An 18,003-nucleotide genomic window follows, 5' to 3' on the forward strand; every position below is an offset into this window, starting at 1 on the left:
TCCCAAGCCAGTACTTGCTTGCTAGCGTGTATGGCATGCCGACGACAGAGACCGGCCCTGCCTCGCAGGCGAGCCGAGCGCAAAGCTTCGCGGAGTACATCCGCCCTGCCGTCGTGGCCGCCGGCTACGACATCGACAGTCCTCGCGGCGGCGGCAAGAAGGCGCTGGCCGAGGCCACGGGTATGTCGGCCTCCAGCGTGGGCCGGATGCTCGCGGGTCAGACGCTGCCCGAGCCCGTGCACCTTGAGCGGCTTGCCGAGGTGCTGGGCGTCTCGTTGATGGAACTGCTCGTGCGCTCGGGCGTAGTTTCAGAGAAGGCCGGCCAGAGGGCGCGCAAACCGGCATCGACGCCGGACACGTCACTAACGCCAACCCCCCCACTCACGCCGGAAGCAGCTGCGCGCGCTCTCGGGATTCGAAGCCCGGACCGCGTCCAGATGTTTACGGCTATGGCAAAGACGCTCGCTGACCAGGAAGAGGCGGACAAAGAAGTCCGACAGGGGAGAGGTGCCTGAATGCTGATGCGGGAGTGGAGGAGAGGCTCGGGGCTCCCAAGGTGGTGGTCGGAGCGGCGCACAGTGCGGCTTCTGAGAGGTCTCGGCATAGTGTGCGCGGCCTACGCGATGGCCGTGACGCCCGTGCTCTTGGCCGAGGATGAGAAAAAACCTTCTGCCCCATGGCTGCCGACCAACGGTGGTCAAGCCGGGTTCTTGTTGGTGATGGCCGCCGTGTTCGTCGTAGCTGGCGGGCTGGGCGTCATATTGGGGCTCAGGGACCGGAAGAAGAGGACGGGACAACCGATATTCCGGTCCCCGCCGTGGCCGAGCCCGCGGTCTTCCTACCAGCTGGGCGTCAAATGGACTGTGACCGGCTGGCGGGTATGGACGTTCGGAGTCCTTCTCTACGCCCCCTGCGTGCCGTGGATTTGGCTCAACTTCACCAAGGAAGAAGGGGAACCCATCTGGGGTGGCCTGCCCTTCTGGAATGAAGCATCTCTTGTGGACATCTGGATGATGCTTCATGCCATCTTCTTCTCGAGCTACTGCTTCGTCCTGAAGGGCAGGGAAGTCCGGCGCGGCAAGGAGCAAATCAGGGTCGCGGACGAATATCTGGCCATTCGCGAAATGCGGCTGCACGCTGAGGTCGACGCCATGTGCGAGAAGTTCCTGCAGCAGCAACAGGAATGGAAAGCCCAGAAGACGGCAGAGCTGTACGAGCAGATACTTGATCAGCAGGCGCGCGGGCTCTTGCCCTGCCCGAACTGTGACGAGCACAGGAAGTCGGCCTGAGGGGGCGTCAGCGGCATAGGCTCGATACTGCTGGGCGTGCGCCCGCATTCGGAGGGGAGGGACGATGACCGCATCTCGCCGTGCCGGCGGCATCAGCAAGCGGTGTGAGTGCCGCGGCCCGGACGGGAAGCTGCTGAGCAAGTCGTGTCCGCAGCTGGAGAAGAAGAACCACGGTGCCGTGCAGCTGCGGCAGGAACTCCCGCTGGACGCCAACGGGAAGCGCCGGCCGTTTCGCCGCACTGGCTACGCCAAAGTCACGGACGCGCAGGCCGACCTGACGAAGCTGCAGGCGATCCTCGACCTGCCCGGGGATGACGAGGACGGGCAGCGCCGCGTCGGCGACCTCCTGCAAGAGGTGATGAAGACCCGCGCGCCGATTCCCGATCCGACCGAGGTGTCCCGGAAGTTGGGCGTCGGCGTACCGCTCGACGGGAAGATGACCGTCGGCGACTGGCTCGACAAGTGGATGGCGGGGAAGAAGACGCGGCCGACCACAAACAACGGCTACCGCTCCCACATCCGTGTCCACTTGAAGCCCCGCATCGGGCATCTGCGCCTCGACCGGCTCAACGTCGGCCACGTGCAGGAGATGTTCGACGCCATCGCCGACGAGTCCGACGTCATCCGCGCGGAGAATCAGGCCCGCCGCGAGCAGGTGGCCCGCTCCAAGTGGTCCCGGCCGGGGAGGCCGCCGGCCAAGGAGCGCGAGCGCCTGGCGGCCGAGCGCGCGAAGCTGTCCGAGATGAAGCCGTACCGGAAGGCCAACACCGCGGCGACGCGGCACGCTATCCGGCGCACGCTCCGTGCGGCCCTCAACCGGGCTATCGCCGAGCAGCTCATCACCTTCAACGCGGCCGCCCACGTCGAACTAGGCTCCGCCGCACGCCCCAAGGGCCTGCTGTGGACCGACGAGCGCGTGAAGCGCTGGCGCAAGACGGGCGAGACTCCCGGCCCGGTCATGGTGTGGACTCCGCAGCAGCTCGGCCAGTTCCTCGATGAGGCCGAGGGCAGCAGGCTGTACGCCGGGTACCACCTCATCGCTTACCACGGTCTGCGGCGCGGCGAGGGATGCGGGCAGGGCTGGGACGATGCCCACCTGGACGCGCGGCCGCCCCGTATCGACGTGCTCACGGAGATCGTGGTGGACGGGTGGACGCCGGTCGAGACGGCGCCCAAGACGGACTCGTCTGTGGCGTCCGTGGTGATCGACCGTGCCACCGTCGAGGTGCTCCAGGACCACCGCGTGCGCCAGCTGTCCGAGCGTGACGCCTGGAACGCCCGGGCCGCGCAGCTGCGCGCCGAGGGCGAGGACGCCCACGACTGGATCGACACCGGCAAGATCTTGGCGGCGGAGGACGGCAGTTGGCTGCACCCCGACGTCCTCAGCAAGGAGTTCCAGCGGATCCGGGAGCGGGCCGGGCTGCCTCCCATCAACCTGCGTGACCTCCGGCATGGCGCGGCCGCGCTCGTAAAGGCTGGCGGCGGAGACATCCATGACGCCAAGAAGAAGCTGCGGCACTCGACCGTGGTGTTGACCTCGGACACGTACATGGAGCTGTTCGAGGAGTACGAGGAGGAGCTCGTCGAGAAGGCGGCGGCCGCGGTGCCGAGGGCGCGGAGGGGTGACGCCAAGGCCCCGGCGGAGTAGCGTTGTTGTTGGACAGAGGAGGCCTCGTCACCGCAGGTGGCGGGGCCTTTCTGCTGGCCCGCTGCTGGCCCGAACGCCAGCCAACGAGACCGGATGAGACCCGACGAGACCCGATAGCGAGTCGGCGGAGGGCGACCGGAAACGGGTCGTGAGCTGGGCAGGAGCGGCACCCGGCCGACGAGACCGGATGAGATCGTTCAGGGCCCTATGGGGCGTCCGCGGACTTTTAATCCATTGGTTGTGGGTTCGAGTCCCACAGGGCCTACAACGGAGCCCCAGTTCAGACCGCTTCTGAACTGGGGCTCGCAGCGTTTTGTGGGGCCTTGAAGATCGTTAGCTCAGTCGACGCTCAACCGAAGTGCTGCCGATCATGGGCATGGAGCGGCCCCGGCCGGGCCAGAGGGGCCGACCGGGGCCGCAGGGGGCCGCCCGCCCCCAGGAGCTCACGGGGTACAGGGGCGGCCGGGGCTTAGCCGCTAGCTCGTCGGCTTGTCCTCGCCGTGAGGCAGAGGGCACATGTCGACGTCCGGCCCGGCCAGCATGGCGATCATCTGCTGGTCGGGGTGTACCGGGCAGTACCGGCGCCCTCGGGCGTTGTCGGTCTGCCAGTCGTCCTCGGCGAGTTCCCGAGGCGTGGGTGGTCGGTACCTGCTGGCGGCCATGTCACCTCTCCTACTGGTCGTTCTCGGGCGGGGTGGGCGGGTCGTCGTCGGGCTTGGGCACGGGCGGCCAAGTCGCGACGGCTGCCGACAGCTTGCGGCGCATGGCACCTCCTCTCGGAGTCGCCGGCCGACTACGGTCAGAGTCGGTCGGTCTCTTGACGGGGACTTGCCGCCCCGCCTCGGCGCCCGACCTGTCCAGGGGCGTATGGCACCGCGGCGGGGTCTTGCAGCCCCTCCCGCCGAAGGCGTGCGGCACTCCGGAGGGAGGGGGGTTCAGAACGGCGTCAGCGGCGGGGCCGCCCGACGCTCGCGCATGAGGCATGGATGCGACCGGACTGAGCCGCTCCGCCCGAGGGGCTGAACTTGTCGTATGGCAGCCACGTCTCGCCGTCCTCGATCGGCTTGTCGCAGGCCAGGCACATGCGCATACCGGCGAGCGCGTCGTGGTGATCGCACAGGGCCACGACGGAGCGGGCCATCCGCTGCACGCGCTGCGCTTCGCCGAGCAGACCGGCCGCCTCCGGCTCGTGCAGCCGTCGCCGCGCCTCGCCGACGCCAACCATGGCGACCCTGGCGGGCACGTCGTTCTCGGGGAGGTCTGCGGCGAGCGCTTCGATGGCGGGCATCAGGTGCCGTAGGAAGCCGCCGAGATCCTGGTGCCAGAGCTTGAGGCTCTCGTGGCGGGGCAACGTGGGCTGGTCGAGGAACCAGGTCGCTGCGGCGCGCATGGTCGCGGTGGTGGGCGCGGAGCAGTCCGTCTGCTCCTGTGTGGCGTTCACCGGACGGGCCTCGAAGCCCAGACGGCTGGGCGTCAGTTTGTTGTCCCCGCGGGCGGTCATGCTGACATCACTCCCACTACGCTGTGTTGTCCGGCTGTCACCAATGACGGTAGGCAGGCGTGATTACCGCTTGTAGTGACCGTGGGTACGGGTACGGGCCCGTCCCGAGCGGGCAAGGGGAGCGCCATGGGGCAGCGGACGAGGGGAGCCCCGACCGGTGGTCAGGGAACGCCCGGGCGAGGCCGCGCGGGCATCATCTCGGGCTACGTCTTCCGGGTCATCCGCGAGCAGTTAGGCCACACACAGGACAGCCTCGCCGAGGCGTTTGGGGTGGCGCCGGACACCGTCGCCGGTTGGGAGACAGGCCGCCGGCCACTCATCTCCCTGCCCGTTGGGCAGATGCTCGTACACCGTCACCGGCTGATGCAGATGGGCACGGCGCCCGCCCTGCTCGCTGCCCTCGAACGCGCGATGGAAGCCGACATGCTGCTAGCCAGCGCCCTGGAGGACGAGGCGCCGGCCGGGCCCAACCCACTCGGGGCCTGGGTCATGCAGAGGGATCTCGTCGAGGTCCTGACCTGGCCGCTCAACGGGGTCCCGCCCAGTCCCGTGCGCGACCTCCCCGCGCCCCCTCGCCCACGCCGCGGCCCGGTGCCAACGGCGCCCGACCTGCCCACGGTCGACCGGCGCCGCTTCTTCAGCCGCATGCGGGAGACTGCGGAGCAGGCCCGAGGCGGCCGGGACTTCCTGCTGCGACGGCAGGCCCTGTACCTTGCCGGGTTCGACCAGGACGCAGACACAACCGAGTGGCTGGCGCACCAGCAGCGGACCGAGCGGCCAGACGACTGGCTGACGCAGTGGCTCAACTCCCGCTCCGCCGCCGCCGTGGCCGCGCGCCAGGGCGACCGGGACCGAATGGCCCACTTCATCGGCCGCACCCTCGGCGACAACGACCGTGCCGAGGCAGCGAACCTGAACTACTGGGCGTACTGGATCGGGGAGGCGCAGCACGTCCAGTTGTCGGACGACTTCATCGGCGAGGCGACACCCGGCCCCTGGCACGGCAACCTGCTGATGGCCCACCTGGTCCGCGGCCTCACACCCCGGCACGGTTTCTTCGACCTCAACGTTCACACCCTGTGGACCCTTCTCGCCGCGCGCCCCAACCTGCTGCGCGCACAGTCGGCCGCAGGGCGGGCCCTACGCGAACGACTGCCGATGATGTTGGATGATCCAGGGCTTTCGCCGCAGGCTCGGCGGGAGCTGGAGGGCATCCGGTACGCAATCCGCCTCGCCGAGGCGTGAAAGGGGACACCTGTGGGTGACCAGGACCTGGCGGACGTAGCCCACTTCCTATGGGAGGCAGGCACGTTGAAGACGGCCCGTCGAACGGGCTGGTGGATGGCGGGCGTTCGGGACCCCGAGAGTGTCGCCGAGCACGCATGGCGCACGTCCGTCATCGCCTCGGTCATTGCCACCCTGGAGGGCGCGGATGCCGCGCGGGCCGCGCACCTGGCGGTGTGGCACGACTCGCAGGAGACGCGCACGGGCGACGTGAACCACCTGGGGAAGAAGTACGCGGCACCGGGCGATCCGGTGGCGGTGACGGCGGATCAGACAGCTGGCATGCCCGAGGTGCTGCGGTCTGCGGTCCGTGCGGTTGTCGCCGAGTACGAGGCCCGCGAGACGCCCGAGGCCATCTGTGCGCGTGACGCGGACAAGCTGGAGTGCATGTTGCAGGGTCTGGAGTACAAGGGTCAGGGGTACGAGGCGGCCCAGCGCTGGGTCGACAACAGCCGGGCCCGGATCGTCACCCAGTCCGGTCAGTTGCTCGCCGACCAGCTGCTGGCTCAGGCCCCGCTCGACTGGCTGCGCGCGGCCATGGGCGAGCGCGCGTAGCCCCCCGAGAGACGTACACGGGCGCCGTAGCGGCGCTGATGTGGCGCAGCCCCCGGACGGCCTGTCACGGCTGCGCCGGGGGCTTCTGGCTTACGCCTGGCTTACGCCTTAGGGACCGCCCACTCGGCGCCCTCAGGCAGCGCCTCCGGGGTGTACAGCACGCGTTCGGGCCGCTGGTTGCCGGGCACGGCGAACACGGTCTTCCCACGCACGCAGTCACCGGCCTTCACGGTCGCTTCGTAGGGGTATTCGGGCTTGGGGAAGTCGCCGTAGGTCACGCTGCTCGGCTCGACGCGGGCGCCGTCCTCGTAAGCGAGGATCCATGGGTAGCGGGTGGTGCCGCCCGTGCCCTTCGCGATGCACGTTTTGATCTCAAGGGCCGCCCACTCGTATCCGTCCGTGCTGAACTCCTGGTCGGCGGTGGTCTGTGCCTTGATGCCTTGCTCGTAGCTGAGGACCGTGACCTTGACGGTGACGTCTCCGACGGCGTCGTTGAAGGTGAGCACCTCGCCGAAGCCTCTCGGTTCGTCCTCGGTTGGGCTGGGTGTGGCGTTGGCCTTCGCGGTCCTAGACGTATCCGACTCGCTGACCTTGTCGGCGCCAACTACTCGCTCGTTGGGGCTCTGGCAGGCGGTGAGCGTGGCGAAGAGCAGGGCCGTGGCTGCGGCAGTTGTACAGGTACGCATGGTCCCCCCTGGACGTGCGTGTTGGAGAGGGCATCATGTGTTGCTGTTAAGGGTCAGCGTGTGGTGTGTTGCCGTCTCGTGACCACGAGCAAGTGACGTGCATCTTGCCGCCGCCGGTTTGTCTTCGCCGTGCCCGGCGTCGTCGAGGGCGGCCTTGAGGTTCGGAACGACCAGCTGCCGTACTCGGTCGGGTTGAGGTCCTGCAGGCCGCGGAGGACCTCCTGAGTCCTGTTACGACGAGGCTGCTTGTGGAACACGAGGCACACGTCAGGTGGTCCCTCAAGGATGGGCCGGGCAGCATCAAGGCCCTGCGCCGCTCCAACGCTGCCCCCAGCCTTCAAGAACGTCAGGGGCGCGTCCACCCCCTCGGGGTGATCGCTCAGCGACAGATGACCATGCGGCACGTCGAGGCAGCCTGTGACACCTGGAACGAGTTCCTCGACGAACCTCAGATGATCAGCTCTGCGCGAGGGGACGATCACCTGCGGAGCTTGCGCACCGGCCTCAGGCCGTACGCGTCGCTGCAGGTCGTGCGTACCCCCGCCGAGCGAGCGCGTGAAGTCGCGCGGCAAGAAGGCAGCCTGAAATGACAAGGCGCTCCCTGTACGGCCATGAATGGCCGTACAGGGAGCGCTGCGTATGAGCGGGTGGCGGAGGCTCTGCCAGGCGGACAGGCCGAAGGCGGCGACCGGCAGGGGGACACCGTGGGTGTCCGAGACAGCCGGGCTGTGAGCTCACGGGGTGACCAGCTCTGGCAGATCCGCCAAGCACTCACTGGGCGGCCCGTCACGGGCCTGTGAGCAGATGCGGGCCCGAGTTGCACGTGTCGACGATGAGCCCGCGCCGCTGCGGCCCGCACAACGCCTCGCGTCACGCTCCCTGTCAGTGGATCGGCCGTATCCCTGTGCTGTTCGAGCGCCGCGCAGCCGGAGCGCCCAGCGTCGCGGGCGGCGGGCTCGGCAGGAATGAGCAATCGAGCTCAGAAGATGCTCAACACCATTGCTTCACGGGGTGGTCATAGCTTTTGCTGTTTCAACGATCTTGGGCACACTCGGAAAGCAGTACTCCGGTTCGCTGCCTGACCAGCATGTTTCATCCCGGCCAGGTGAGCCCGACCAGCTCGCCCATGCCGTCACGCACTACCTCAGGGGGGAACCATGACACCTCATGCCATCAGTAGGTCCACGTTGCGTGCTGTCTGGGCCGTATGCGCGGGCTCTCTCATCGCATCCGCCGCGGTCGTACCGCAGGCCATCGCGCCGAGTACGGCGTACGCCGCAGACGACTCGTGCATCTCGTCGGTCGGTACCTACGTCCTGAGCCCGGCGAGCACCAATCCCGCGAAGAAGCGCACCCTGTCCAAGTACATGGACTGGGGGCCGAGGTCGAGCGAGTCGAGTTTCTTCGATACGCAGTTCACCGCCCAGATACCGGGCACCAGCAAGCTGTTCTCTGCGCCGAACGGCGTGATCTACGAGATATCCAGCAGCGATCGTGATGCGCCGCTGAAGGCGTACAAGGACAACACCGCCGCCGGCGGCTCGCTTCTGACGCCGGTGAAGACGTACAAGCCCAACTGGACCACCGCCAAGCGGGTGTGGTCCAACGGCAAGCGGATCTTCGTCATCAACGATGACAACACGGTGAACGTGTTCGAGCAGACCGCCCCGGCCACCGGCGACGGCACCATCAGCCTCGTCACCACACTGCCGCGGTCCAACAGACTGACCGGGATCCTCAACGCCGAGGACGTGTGGATGGTCGGCTCGGTCATCTACACGCTGAGCACCGACGGCACGATCGCCCACCAGACCTACCTGGAGACCGGGGGATCCCCGGGCGCCATCACGACCTCGATCGGCGCCGCCGTCACCGACAAGACCGGCCTGAGCGGTGTCACGCAGGCGTGGAGCCCCGGTCCCGGCGCCATCAACACCCTCAGCCTCACCGACGACCCGGACACCACGGGCCGCATCAGCAAGTACACCACCGGCCCCTTCACCGGGATCAACGACGAGGTGAGCACCGGCATCCTCGGCGACGTCATGGCCGACACCGCCTCCTGCCTGGCCGCCCCGGACCTCGGCGTTCGGCCCTACTTCGGCGCCCCGCCGACCGACGAGGGCGATGTCCCGATCGCGCAGGAGCCGTCTGATACCGCCGCACCGCAGCCGTCGAACACCGTCACCGGCAAGTTCACCCTCGGCAACGGGCAGCCCGCGGCCGGTCTGCAGGTCACGGTCACCGCTGCCGACGTCGTCGCCGGCAGCGAACGCGCCGCGGGCGCGACAGAGCCCGTGGTGGGCAACGCGACGACAGCTGCCGACGGCACCTGGTCCCTGACGCTTCCGTCGACCCTGCCGACGGCCGTGCAGAAGGCGATGGACGACAACCGCGGCGCCCTGAACCTCAACGCCACCACGTCCGGCACCACCTCGTCCGGTGCTTCCGTCCTGGGCGTCGACGCCCTGGTCGCCGTACCGCCGAAGTCCGCGACCCTGCGCGCCGCGAGCAGCGAGGAGATGGCCTACTTCACGGAGGCCATCGATGACGGGCACAGCGTGCCGATGCTGCCGAACACGGTCGACGACGCCGCGGCGAAGGAGCCGACGCCGGATCAGGAGAAGCGGACGTTCGCCGCTCAGACGGAGGCCGACCCGAAGGCGACGGACGAGAAGACTCCGATGTGGCAGTCGGACCGGGGCTCCTTGGCGGCCGACTACAACCCCTACCTGGCGGGCGGCAAGGACATTAGCGGGGAGAAGATCACGCCCCGTGATTCGGGGTCGTGCGACACGTGGCGGTACAAGCAGTCTTCCAAGATCAAATACACTGTGGTCGGTGAAGCTCACGCGCACTGGGACGCGAAGGCGGCGTTCGAGTACGACGACACGATGAACAGCAGCATCGACATCGCCGTCAACAGCAACGGGGACTGGAAGGTCGGCGGCACCAAGCAGGTGTCGCATGAGACGGGCGTGTCGACGGGCTACGTCAACAAGGGCCCGTACTACGCCCGCCAGTACAAGGTGCCGATCGAGTACAACAAGTACAAGCACCAGCGGGTCTGCTCCGGCAGCGTCCGCGCCACCTGGTACACGATCGAAGCCGGCCGCTACAAGGTTCCCTCCGGCGGCTCGGTCGGCAAGCTCGGCAAGGACGTCGCGAACAAGGACGGCTCACCCCCCTTTGCCAACTCGCCCAGGAGCCATCGGGCCAAGGTCGAGCCGGGCACTTACTTCCAGCTCTCCAGGAAGAAGTCGAGTAAATTCGGCAACGGCGTCAATTTCATGGGCGTCGCGCTCAGCGTCACCACCGGATACGACAAGAACCACAAGCAGAAGATCACTGCGGGTAACCGCAGGGACGCAAAGCATGAGATCTGGGGGAAGAATGGGCCTGTCTCCGACAAGCCAGGCGTCTTCTACTCCTTCTAGGCGGCGCATCATTCTCGTTGCCGGACTCTGCGCCGTAACCCTGGCCGGTGCCGCCTGGGCAGTCACAGACTCATCGGCAGGCGGGGTCCGCGAGGGCTCCGCGCTCGACGGCGGCATGCAGTCGGCCGGAGATATCGGGTACGAGCACGCCCAAATCGGCGAGGAGTACTGGGCTGGCCTTCCCCTCACCTGGAATACGACAGCTGAGGACGTGGAGATCACCAAGGCGGAGTTCTCCCAGGTCCCCAAGGGGCTGAAGGTCATCGAGTACCGGGCCCTCAACGGCAATCAGACTGACGGGAACATCCTGTTCGCCCGCACCGACGGCAAAGGCGGTATGCCCGACCTGTTCAAGGCCAGGAACTACGCGGGCCACCCGGTCAAGGTGAAGGCGAAGTCCGGCAGCGACATCTACTACGTCGCCCGGGTCAAGGTCACCGGCCAAGTCCAGGGTGCGCTGAAGGGTTGCCGCTTCTGGTACCGGCAGGGCTCGGAGCAGTACCAGCAGCAGCTGGAGTGCTCCACCATCGTCCGCCTCGGGCCGCCCATCCAGTACGAGAACTAGGGATGAATGCCCCGCCGCGGGGCTGATTTCAGAGGACCGAACGCCCGCCCCGGAGCAGGAGGGCGGGCGTTCGGTCAGGAGGACTGGTGATCTCGCCGGTCGAGAGTTCCCAGCTGGCGGAGAGCCTCTTGGAGGTCGACCAGATCGGACCGTACTCGGACCAGTTCTGGCGCTGGTGCAGCCCGCGCGGCTGACCTCTTCGACTACTCGGGGGGCGACGCACGCCCTCGACCCATCGGACAGGCACTGGTAGGGCTACCAGGGTGTGACTGTCTCGGACATGAGCGATGCTGAGTGGCGCTGGTGCGGGACATGCTGCCGCTGCCGTCGTGGATGGCGGTCCGAGGCGGGCGGACGTATCTGCCGGAGGCTCAGGCGCGCGGGCAACGGCGACGATGAAAGGGCTGTTCAGCCTGCCTCCTTGCGTGAGCGATGCGTGAGCGGACGGAGCCGCACTGGTCATCACGGAGGAGACCATGCAGCGAGCCACACCTGTCCTGACCAGGCGATTCCGGACACCGAAGCAGCGTCCGGAACCACCCAGCAAGATCACGCCAGGACTTTCAATCCATTGGTTGTGGGTTCGAGTCCCACAGGGCCTACGGACGCGGAGAAGGGGAAACCCCTTCTGACCTGCCGCGCGGCGTCCGGGTCGGCTTGGGTCGGCTCGGGCGTCGCTTCGTCGGTGCGAGTGTCCGTGCGCGTGTCCTCAGCTGGTGCGGGCCGCTCCGTCGGGCCACACCACGTCCACGGGAATGCCGGCCGCGTGTGCTTCGAGGACCGTGTCGGCGGTGCCCCCGCCCGTTCCGCTGGGCGGTTCGCCGTTCCATACGGCGACGAGTCGGTCGGCACGCTCGACGAGTACGGAGTTGGCGGCCTCGTACGCCTGCCTGTCGGCCGTGTCGTGGGGCATGACGACCACTTCCTCGGCGGCCTCGACCAGGCGGTCGAAGAGCGCGGCGTGGTGGGGGCCGACCTTGGTCTGGCGGTAGTCCCGGGAGGGGACGACCACTGTGAGGCGTCCGCGGGCCGCGAGGACGGCTTCCGCGAACAAGGAGTCGGCGCCCTCGGCGATGCAGGAGACGCCGATGAGACCGCCGTCAACGGCGTACCCCCTGAGCAGGTCGTCCAGGGCGGCACGGACCAGCGGGACGCTGTCCGGGGTGAGGTCCATGTGTCCCGTCACCGCGATGGTTGGCACGGTCGTCACTCCCCCTTCCGGGCACGCCTGCCCACGGACTTCGTGTCACAAGGCGACAAGCGTGCAGAAGCCCACGATGTATGAGGCGGAGAAGATAACGGGTACCCACTGTTCGACATGCGTCAGGGGCAAGTACTTACGCCAGTCGTTGCCCCCGCTGAGTGCTCCCCATTCCGCCCGGGAGTACGCGTACGCCGGCAGCCGCTCCTCGAAGGCCCCGATCACGGCCCACTTGGCGCTGTTGAGCTGCCGGTAGGAGCGCACGATGACGAACCACGCGACGCACTGAGCGACGAGGATCACCAGTCCGGCCACGAGCAGCAGAACCGGCGCGTCGGCCAGGGTCCGGCCCGATACGGCCGCCACGACCGCCGCCACCGCGCTGTTGAGCGACAGAAAGAACGTGTTGGTCAGGTTGCGGCGGGCGCTGACCCGGTCGGCCATCTCGACGCAGAGTTTGTACTGCTCGAGCATCGCCTGCTGGTAACGGTCATGTGATTCCGCGTAATTGGAGGGGCCGACCGCTTCGTTCCACAACGCATCCCCGATGTCGCTCATGCCCCAAGCATGACGAGCGGTGCGAGGTCGTCGCCACCCCGTGTCCGGGCGGCAACTCGGGTTCTTCGAGCGGGACTTGCGATCCAGTCCCGCACGCGGAAGCGGTCCATCGACGGGTCAGTGTCCCGCGCCGCTGTCGTCCACGAGGGCAGGCGGCTCTCCGGCGGCCTGGCCGCCGGGGTTGTGCCCCACCCCGCGCAGCCGCCCACGGGGGCTGTACTCCACTTGGAGCGTGTCCGCGTCGGTGGCTCCCTCGGCCCTCCTTTCGCGGAGGAGCTCCTCGACCAGCGGCAACGGCAGGTCGAGGGTGAAGGGTGGCCGTCCGCCTGCCTGCGCGATCACGGAACCGCCGCGTACGTCCCTGCCCCCGGCTCCTGGCCCGTTGTCCTCCTGCTTGTCCTGCTGCTTGTCCTGCTGCTCGTCCGCGATGGCAAGGAACCGCCCTGTTCCCGACATCAGGAGGCTGACCTGAGTCTGATCATCCGCCCCGTCGGACCGCGCCGCGCGCACCGCCGCCTCCAGGTCGGCGATCGTCATGCACCGGCCTGCGTCAGCCTGATCCGCCGCGTCCTCCGCGTCCAACAGCTGAAGGATCACGATCTCCATGAACGGCACCAGTTGCTCGCGGTTCATCCTGCGGCTGCGGCCCTCCTCCGTCCATCCGCGGGTGGAAGTCGGGTCAAGCCTCACCAGATGAGGGGTCCAGTCGGCGTCGAAACGGATGTATCCGCGTGGCACCGGGAGCCATTTGAGGCGGTGTGAGTCGCTGAGTGGCGGATAGGCGGGCAGGCTCGGCGGGCGCCAGTCCGCACCGCTCCCGCGGCGCATCGCGTCCGCCTCCTCCCGGAAGATCACCTCAGCCCTGTCCCGGAACGCCGCGTAGTCACTCTCGTCGTAGATCGTGATGAGCAGTGTTTGCGGAGCGCGTCGCCGCAGACACCGCCGCAGCTCCCACAGGGTGCCTTCGGAGGTTCCCGCGGCGAGGAGCACAAGGCGAGCGTCCTCGATGAGGGAGGCGACGGTCGGCTGCCAGTCGTTCAGGGGCAGATACAGTCGCGCGGCTCCCAGCAAGGGGAGCGATTCGTCCGGTTGGCCGACGGCGATGACCCGCCCCAGGGTGCCGAAGACGCGGGAGATGCGCTCTTCGACGGTGCGCGTGCCGGTGTCGACGAGCGAGCCTCCCACGCGCTGGAACCGGCTGAAGGCGTGCGGCATGGACGCCCCCGTCGCGTCCGATGTGAAGGGCCGGAGGTACAACACGTAGGCGCCGCGCTTCGCGTCGGCCATCGTCCGCAGCACCGGAACACTGTGGCGGCGCCCTCGTCGTCTGAGCCTGCGGCCACCGAGAAGCGACACGGCGCCGACCGCGGCGACCGCCGCCACGATCAACGCCCGGTACCACAGCGGGTCAGTGGCTCCCGGCCGCCAGGGAACGGTCCGCATACTGCTGAAGCCCGCGATGAAGAAAAAGGCGCCGAAGATCGACATCAGAGTGCCGACCAGGCGCATGGCCCAGCCCAGCAGCCTGTGCTGACGTCGTCGTGGTGCGCCGAAGACCTTGGATTCGTCCCCCGTCATGTGATCTGGGTAGCAACGGGCGAAGGTTGATCACAAGCGGAATGTCGTAAGTGCCGCAGAACCTGCACGGCTTGCGTCAGGAAGTCAACAAGGAAGTCAACAAGGAAGGTCAACAAGGAAGGTCAACACGCCGCGGTCAGGGGGGCACCCCACAGGGATGTCACAGCTTGATCCGTTAAGTACTCGCTGACGTATGGCGAGTTTGCGTCAGTGACGCATCTCATCGCCCCGAACTATCAACAGAAATCGGTCCCTTGAGGGAAGCTGAGCGATCATCCGGGATCACATTCCGGACCGCGGCGGTCGAAGGTGCTCGATCCGGCCGCCGACCTTCATTCCTTCAGCACCAGGGATCACCATGCCCCCCACCCCCCACCCGGCCCCGATACCGGGCGGCGCGCGACGCGTCGCGCGGGTCGCCGTGGCCGCCGGGCTCGTCGCCGCGCTGTCCGCGGCCGGGCCCATACCCCTCGCCCTCGCCGCGGACGGTGCCCCCGCTGCCGCGGCCGACCCCGGCGTGAAGTCCGCGCACGACAAGCTCGGTTCGGACGACGCCGACCTCCTCGCGGAGGCCAAGGCACAGCGCGACAAGACCGTCACGATGATGATCGCCACGGCGCCGGGTCAGACCGAGAAGGTCGCCGCGGAGCTGGACGCGATCAAGGGCGGCTCGGTCGGTCGTACGTACGACAAGCTCGGGTACGTACGGGCCACCGTGCCGACCGGCAAGGCCGACTCGGCCATCGCGGCCGCCGCGAAGCTCTCCTCCGTGCAGGCCATCGACCTGCGGGACGAGATACCCCTGGAGGAGCCGAGCCTCGACGCCGGCGCCAAGTCGAGCGCCTCCGTGGCCGCGTACCCCGGGCCCGGCAAGGACACCGCCGCCAAGAACCCGTACAACCCGTCCTTCGAGACGGGCGCCGTCGACTTCGTGAAGAAGAACCCGAAGGCGGACGGACGCGGAGTGACCATCGGTGTCCTCGACACCGGGGTCGACCTCGGCAGCCCCGCGCTCCAGAAGACCACGACCGGTGAGCGCAAGATCGTCGACTGGGTGACCGCCACCGACCCGATCGTCGACGGCGACGGCACCTGGCGCGCGATGACCACCTCCGTCTCCGGGCCGGCCTTCACCTACGGCGGCAAGAGCTGGAAGGCCGCCGCGGGGTCGTATCTGATCAGCACCTTCCGTGAGGCCGTCACCAACCAGGGCAAGGTCACGGACGGCGACGCCGACGGTGACGTCAACCGCGACGGGGACACGACCGACGACTGGGGCGTGCTGTACGACCCGGCCGCCGGCACGGTGACCGTCGATGTCAACGCCAACGGCGACTTCACCGACGACACCCCGATGAAGCCGTACAAGGACGGCCACCAGGTCGGCCACTTCGGCACCGACGACCCGGCCACCGACATCCCCGAGACGCAGGACTTCGTCGTCCAGGTCCGCAAGGACGTCCCGATGGACCCGCTGGGCGGCGACTGGGTCGGCAAGAAGGCCGACTTCGTCAACATCGGCCTCACCGCGGGCGCGCACGGCACCCACGTGGCCGGCATCACCGCCGCCAACGGCATGTTCGGCGGCAAGCACATGAACGGCGCCGCCCCCGGAGCGAAGATCGTCTCGGCCCGCGCCTGCGTCTTCGGCCCCGGCTGCTCCAGCGTCGCGCTCACCGAGGGCATGATCGACCTCGTCGCGGGCCGTGGCGTCGACGTCGTCAACATGTCCATCGGCGGCCTGCCCCCGCTGAACGACGGCAACAACGCCCGCGCCGAGCTCTACACGCGCCTCATCGACACCTACGGCGTCCAGCTCGTCATCTCCGGCGGCAACTCCGGTCCCGGCGCCAACACCATCGGCGACCCCGGCCTCGCCGACAAGGTCATCTCGGTCGGCGCCGGCGTCTCCAAGGAGACCTTCGCCGCGAACTACGGCACCGGCGTGCGCAGCAAGTACCAGCTGTTCAACTTCTCCTCGCGCGGCCCGCGTGAGGACGGCGGCTTCACCCCGACCGTCGTCGCCCCCGGCTCCGCGGTCAGCACGATCCCGGCCTGGATGCCCGGCGCGCCGATCGCCGAGGCGGGCTGGAAGCTGCCCGCCGGCTACGCCATGTACAACGGCACCTCGATGGCGTCCCCGCAGGCCGCGGGCGCGAGCGCGCTGCTGCTGAGCGCCGCCAAGCAGAAGAACATCGCCCTGACGCCCGAGAAGCTGCGCACCGCCCTCACCTCGACCGCCCATCACATCGAGGGACTCCAGGCGTACGAGGAGGGTGCCGGCCGTATCGACGTCGTCGACGCCTGGAAGGCGGTCAGGGCGGGCGCCACCGCCCACGACTACGCCGTGAGGGCCCCGGTCGACACCGCGCTCGACCAGGCCCTGAAGACGCCGGGCATCGGCACGGGCGTCTACGACCGTGAGGGCGGCCTGAAGGCCGGGCAGAAGAAGTCGTACGACGTCACCATCACCCGTACGTCCGGCCCCGCCGGCTCGCTCCCGCACACCTTGCGCCTGGCGAACAACAAGGCCCGCACCTTCTCCGTCCTCGGCCCGAAGGTCGTCGACCTGCCGCTGAACAAGGCGGTGACCGTCAAGGTGCAGGCCGCGCCGAGGCGCGCGGGCATCAAGAGCGTGATCCTGGAGGCCGACGACCCGAGGACGCCGGGCGTCGACAAGCAGATCCTCAACACGGTCGTGGTCTCCACGCCGGTCCAGCACACCTTCACCGCGTCCGGCTCGGTGGAGCGCAACAACTTCAGGTCGTACTTCGTGACCGTCCCCGAGGGCGCCAAGTCGCTCCAGGTCACGCTCGGCGGCCTGAAGGAGGGCAGCCGGACGCTGTTCAGCGCCATCAGCCCGTACGGCGTCACGGTCGCCGACAACGACGTGAACACGACGGACATCGCCTCCTACGCGGACCCCGTGCCCGGCGTCTGGGAGATCGAGGTCGACGCGCGCCGTACGTCGACGCTGCTGGACAACCCGTACCAGCTGAACGCCACCGTGTTCGGCGCGGCCTTCGACCCGGAGTCCGTGACCGTGCCGGAGGCCAAGGTCGGCACGCCGGTCGCCGCCTCCTGGACGGTGACCAACAAGCTGGCGGCCGTCGAGGGCAACCTCAAGGGCGGCGCGCTGGGCTCGTCGAAGTCCACGCGGCCGACCATCGCCGACGGCGCGACGCAGACCAGCACGGTCGAGGTCCCCGAGGGCACCACGTCGCTGGACGTCGCCATCGGCGGTGTCTCCGACCTGGGCTCCGACCTCGACCTGAACGTGTACGACGCCGAGGGCAAGCTCGTCGGCCAGTCCGCGGACGGCGACTCCGACGAGTCCGTCTCCATCGCCGCCCCGGCCGCCGGTACCTACACCGTCGAGGTGGTCGGCTTCGAGGTGCCGTCCGGCTCGACCGCGTACGACTACCGGGACGCGTTCTTCTCCTCCGCGCTCGGCTCGGTCAAGGTCGACGAGTCGGCGCCGGTGAAGCTCGGCACGGGCGACTCCGCGAAGGTGGCGGCGGACGTCACCGTCGCGCGGGCGGTGCCCGAGGGCCGGCAGCTCTTCGGCGAGGTACGGCTGGTGAACACGCGCGGGACGACCGCGGGTGTGGGCGGGGTGACGATCGAGAAGGTCACGCCGTAGCCGTATGACGCACGGTTGAGGGGCGGGTGTCCGATCCGGACGCCCGCCCCTCTTGCCT

14 protein-coding genes and 1 tRNA gene are annotated in these 18,003 nt (G+C 68.4%); 9 read left to right on the top strand and 6 right to left on the bottom strand.

The window, feature by feature from the left end; translation table 11 throughout:
* Positions 1 to 35 precede the first annotated feature (35 nt).
* The 4 genes from AQJ67_RS41455 to AQJ67_RS41470 all read left to right on the top strand — a co-directional run bounded on the left by AQJ67_RS41455 (position 36) and on the right by AQJ67_RS41470 (position 3,202).
* A complete protein-coding gene (locus AQJ67_RS41455) occupies positions 36 to 515 on the top strand; it encodes a helix-turn-helix domain-containing protein (protein ID WP_063807419.1) in 480 nt (159 codons plus the stop codon).
* Between the two features lie 114 nt (positions 516 to 629).
* The gene (locus tag AQJ67_RS41460) at positions 630 to 1,289 is read left to right on the top strand and encodes a hypothetical protein (protein ID WP_159058925.1); all 660 of its coding nucleotides are present in this window, start codon (positions 630 to 632) and stop codon (positions 1,287 to 1,289) included.
* Positions 1,290 to 1,353: 64 nt separating this feature from the next.
* A complete protein-coding gene (locus tag AQJ67_RS41465; protein ID WP_062724837.1) occupies positions 1,354 to 2,937 on the top strand; it encodes a site-specific integrase in 1,584 nt (527 codons plus the stop codon).
* 200 nt (positions 2,938 to 3,137) lie between these two features.
* Positions 3,138 to 3,202, top strand: a tRNA-OTHER gene (locus AQJ67_RS41470).
* A gap of 211 nt (positions 3,203 to 3,413) precedes the next feature.
* On the opposite strand, the gene AQJ67_RS41475 is transcribed toward AQJ67_RS41470, so the two are convergent.
* Positions 3,414 to 3,599 carry a hypothetical protein gene (locus AQJ67_RS41475; protein WP_062724839.1) on the bottom strand — a complete coding sequence of 62 codons (186 nt, stop codon included), beginning with the start codon at positions 3,597 to 3,599 and terminating at the stop codon, positions 3,414 to 3,416.
* 284 nt (positions 3,600 to 3,883) lie between these two features.
* The gene (locus AQJ67_RS41480) at positions 3,884 to 4,438 is read right to left on the bottom strand and encodes a DUF6415 family natural product biosynthesis protein (RefSeq protein WP_062724841.1); all 555 of its coding nucleotides are present in this window, start codon (positions 4,436 to 4,438) and stop codon (positions 3,884 to 3,886) included.
* A 126-nt stretch (positions 4,439 to 4,564) separates the two neighbouring features.
* Here AQJ67_RS41480 and AQJ67_RS41485 point away from each other — a divergent pair, with 126 nt between their 5' ends.
* Positions 4,565 to 5,683 carry a helix-turn-helix domain-containing protein gene (locus tag AQJ67_RS41485; RefSeq protein ID WP_062724843.1) on the top strand — a complete coding sequence of 373 codons (1,119 nt, stop codon included), beginning with the start codon at positions 4,565 to 4,567 and terminating at the stop codon, positions 5,681 to 5,683.
* A 12-nt stretch (positions 5,684 to 5,695) separates the two neighbouring features.
* Positions 5,696 to 6,277, top strand: coding sequence for an HD domain-containing protein (locus tag AQJ67_RS41490; RefSeq protein ID WP_062724845.1), 582 nt, complete (start codon positions 5,696 to 5,698; stop codon positions 6,275 to 6,277).
* A gap of 101 nt (positions 6,278 to 6,378) precedes the next feature.
* On the opposite strand, the gene AQJ67_RS41495 is transcribed toward AQJ67_RS41490, so the two are convergent.
* On the bottom strand, positions 6,379 to 6,963 hold the full coding sequence (locus tag AQJ67_RS41495; protein WP_159058926.1) for a hypothetical protein: 585 nt from the start codon (positions 6,961 to 6,963) through the stop codon (positions 6,379 to 6,381).
* A gap of 1,157 nt (positions 6,964 to 8,120) precedes the next feature.
* Between AQJ67_RS41495 and AQJ67_RS41505 the strand changes: the two genes are divergently transcribed.
* Complete coding sequence (locus AQJ67_RS41505) at positions 8,121 to 10,400, top strand: hypothetical protein (protein WP_159058927.1); 2,280 nt, start codon at positions 8,121 to 8,123, stop codon at positions 10,398 to 10,400.
* 115 nt (positions 10,401 to 10,515) lie between these two features.
* Complete coding sequence (locus tag AQJ67_RS41510) at positions 10,516 to 10,965, top strand: hypothetical protein (protein WP_159058928.1); 450 nt, start codon at positions 10,516 to 10,518, stop codon at positions 10,963 to 10,965.
* A 709-nt stretch (positions 10,966 to 11,674) separates the two neighbouring features.
* Here the strand turns inward: AQJ67_RS41510 and AQJ67_RS41515 are convergent.
* From AQJ67_RS41515 to AQJ67_RS41525, 3 genes are all read right to left on the bottom strand, one after another.
* Positions 11,675 to 12,166, bottom strand: a complete 492-nt coding sequence (locus AQJ67_RS41515; protein ID WP_062724901.1) for a hypothetical protein — start codon at positions 12,164 to 12,166, stop codon at positions 11,675 to 11,677.
* Positions 12,167 to 12,211: 45 nt separating this feature from the next.
* Positions 12,212 to 12,724 carry a RipA family octameric membrane protein gene (locus AQJ67_RS41520; RefSeq protein WP_208615138.1) on the bottom strand — a complete coding sequence of 171 codons (513 nt, stop codon included), beginning with the start codon at positions 12,722 to 12,724 and terminating at the stop codon, positions 12,212 to 12,214.
* 117 nt (positions 12,725 to 12,841) lie between these two features.
* Positions 12,842 to 14,302: a hypothetical protein gene (locus AQJ67_RS41525; protein WP_159058929.1), complete on the bottom strand. Its 1,461-nt coding sequence runs from the start codon at positions 14,300 to 14,302 to the stop codon at positions 12,842 to 12,844.
* 358 nt (positions 14,303 to 14,660) lie between these two features.
* Between AQJ67_RS41525 and AQJ67_RS41530 the strand changes: the two genes are divergently transcribed.
* Positions 14,661 to 17,945 (top strand): S8 family serine peptidase, encoded by a 3,285-nt coding sequence (locus AQJ67_RS41530; protein WP_062724858.1) that lies wholly within the window; start codon positions 14,661 to 14,663, stop codon positions 17,943 to 17,945.
* Positions 17,946 to 18,003: the final 58 nt, after the last annotated feature.

This window comes from Streptomyces caeruleatus (assembly GCF_001514235.1).
In the GTDB taxonomy this organism is placed as follows: domain Bacteria; phylum Actinomycetota; class Actinomycetes; order Streptomycetales; family Streptomycetaceae; genus Streptomyces; species Streptomyces caeruleatus.

What these genes read in the sequence shown, in the direction of transcription:
- AQJ67_RS41455 (WP_063807419.1), top strand. Translation starts at nt 36, where the DNA reads ATGCCGACGACAGAGACCGGCCCTGCCTCGCAGGCGAGCCGAGCGCAA.
- AQJ67_RS41530 (WP_062724858.1), top strand. Translation starts at nt 14,661, where the DNA reads ATGCCCCCCACCCCCCACCCGGCCCCGATACCGGGCGGCGCGCGACGC.
- AQJ67_RS41495 (WP_159058926.1), bottom strand. Translation starts at nt 6,963, where the DNA reads ATGCGTACCTGTACAACTGCCGCAGCCACGGCCCTGCTCTTCGCCACG.
- AQJ67_RS41525 (WP_159058929.1), bottom strand. Translation starts at nt 14,302, where the DNA reads ATGACGGGGGACGAATCCAAGGTCTTCGGCGCACCACGACGACGTCAG.
- AQJ67_RS41475 (WP_062724839.1), bottom strand. Translation starts at nt 3,599, where the DNA reads ATGGCCGCCAGCAGGTACCGACCACCCACGCCTCGGGAACTCGCCGAG.
- AQJ67_RS41520 (WP_208615138.1), bottom strand. Translation starts at nt 12,724, where the DNA reads ATGAGCGACATCGGGGATGCGTTGTGGAACGAAGCGGTCGGCCCCTCC.
- AQJ67_RS41505 (WP_159058927.1), top strand. Translation starts at nt 8,121, where the DNA reads ATGACACCTCATGCCATCAGTAGGTCCACGTTGCGTGCTGTCTGGGCC.
- AQJ67_RS41465 (WP_062724837.1), top strand. Translation starts at nt 1,354, where the DNA reads ATGACCGCATCTCGCCGTGCCGGCGGCATCAGCAAGCGGTGTGAGTGC.
- AQJ67_RS41510 (WP_159058928.1), top strand. Translation starts at nt 10,516, where the DNA reads ATGCAGTCGGCCGGAGATATCGGGTACGAGCACGCCCAAATCGGCGAG.
- AQJ67_RS41480 (WP_062724841.1), bottom strand. Translation starts at nt 4,438, where the DNA reads ATGACCGCCCGCGGGGACAACAAACTGACGCCCAGCCGTCTGGGCTTC.
- AQJ67_RS41485 (WP_062724843.1), top strand. Translation starts at nt 4,565, where the DNA reads ATGGGGCAGCGGACGAGGGGAGCCCCGACCGGTGGTCAGGGAACGCCC.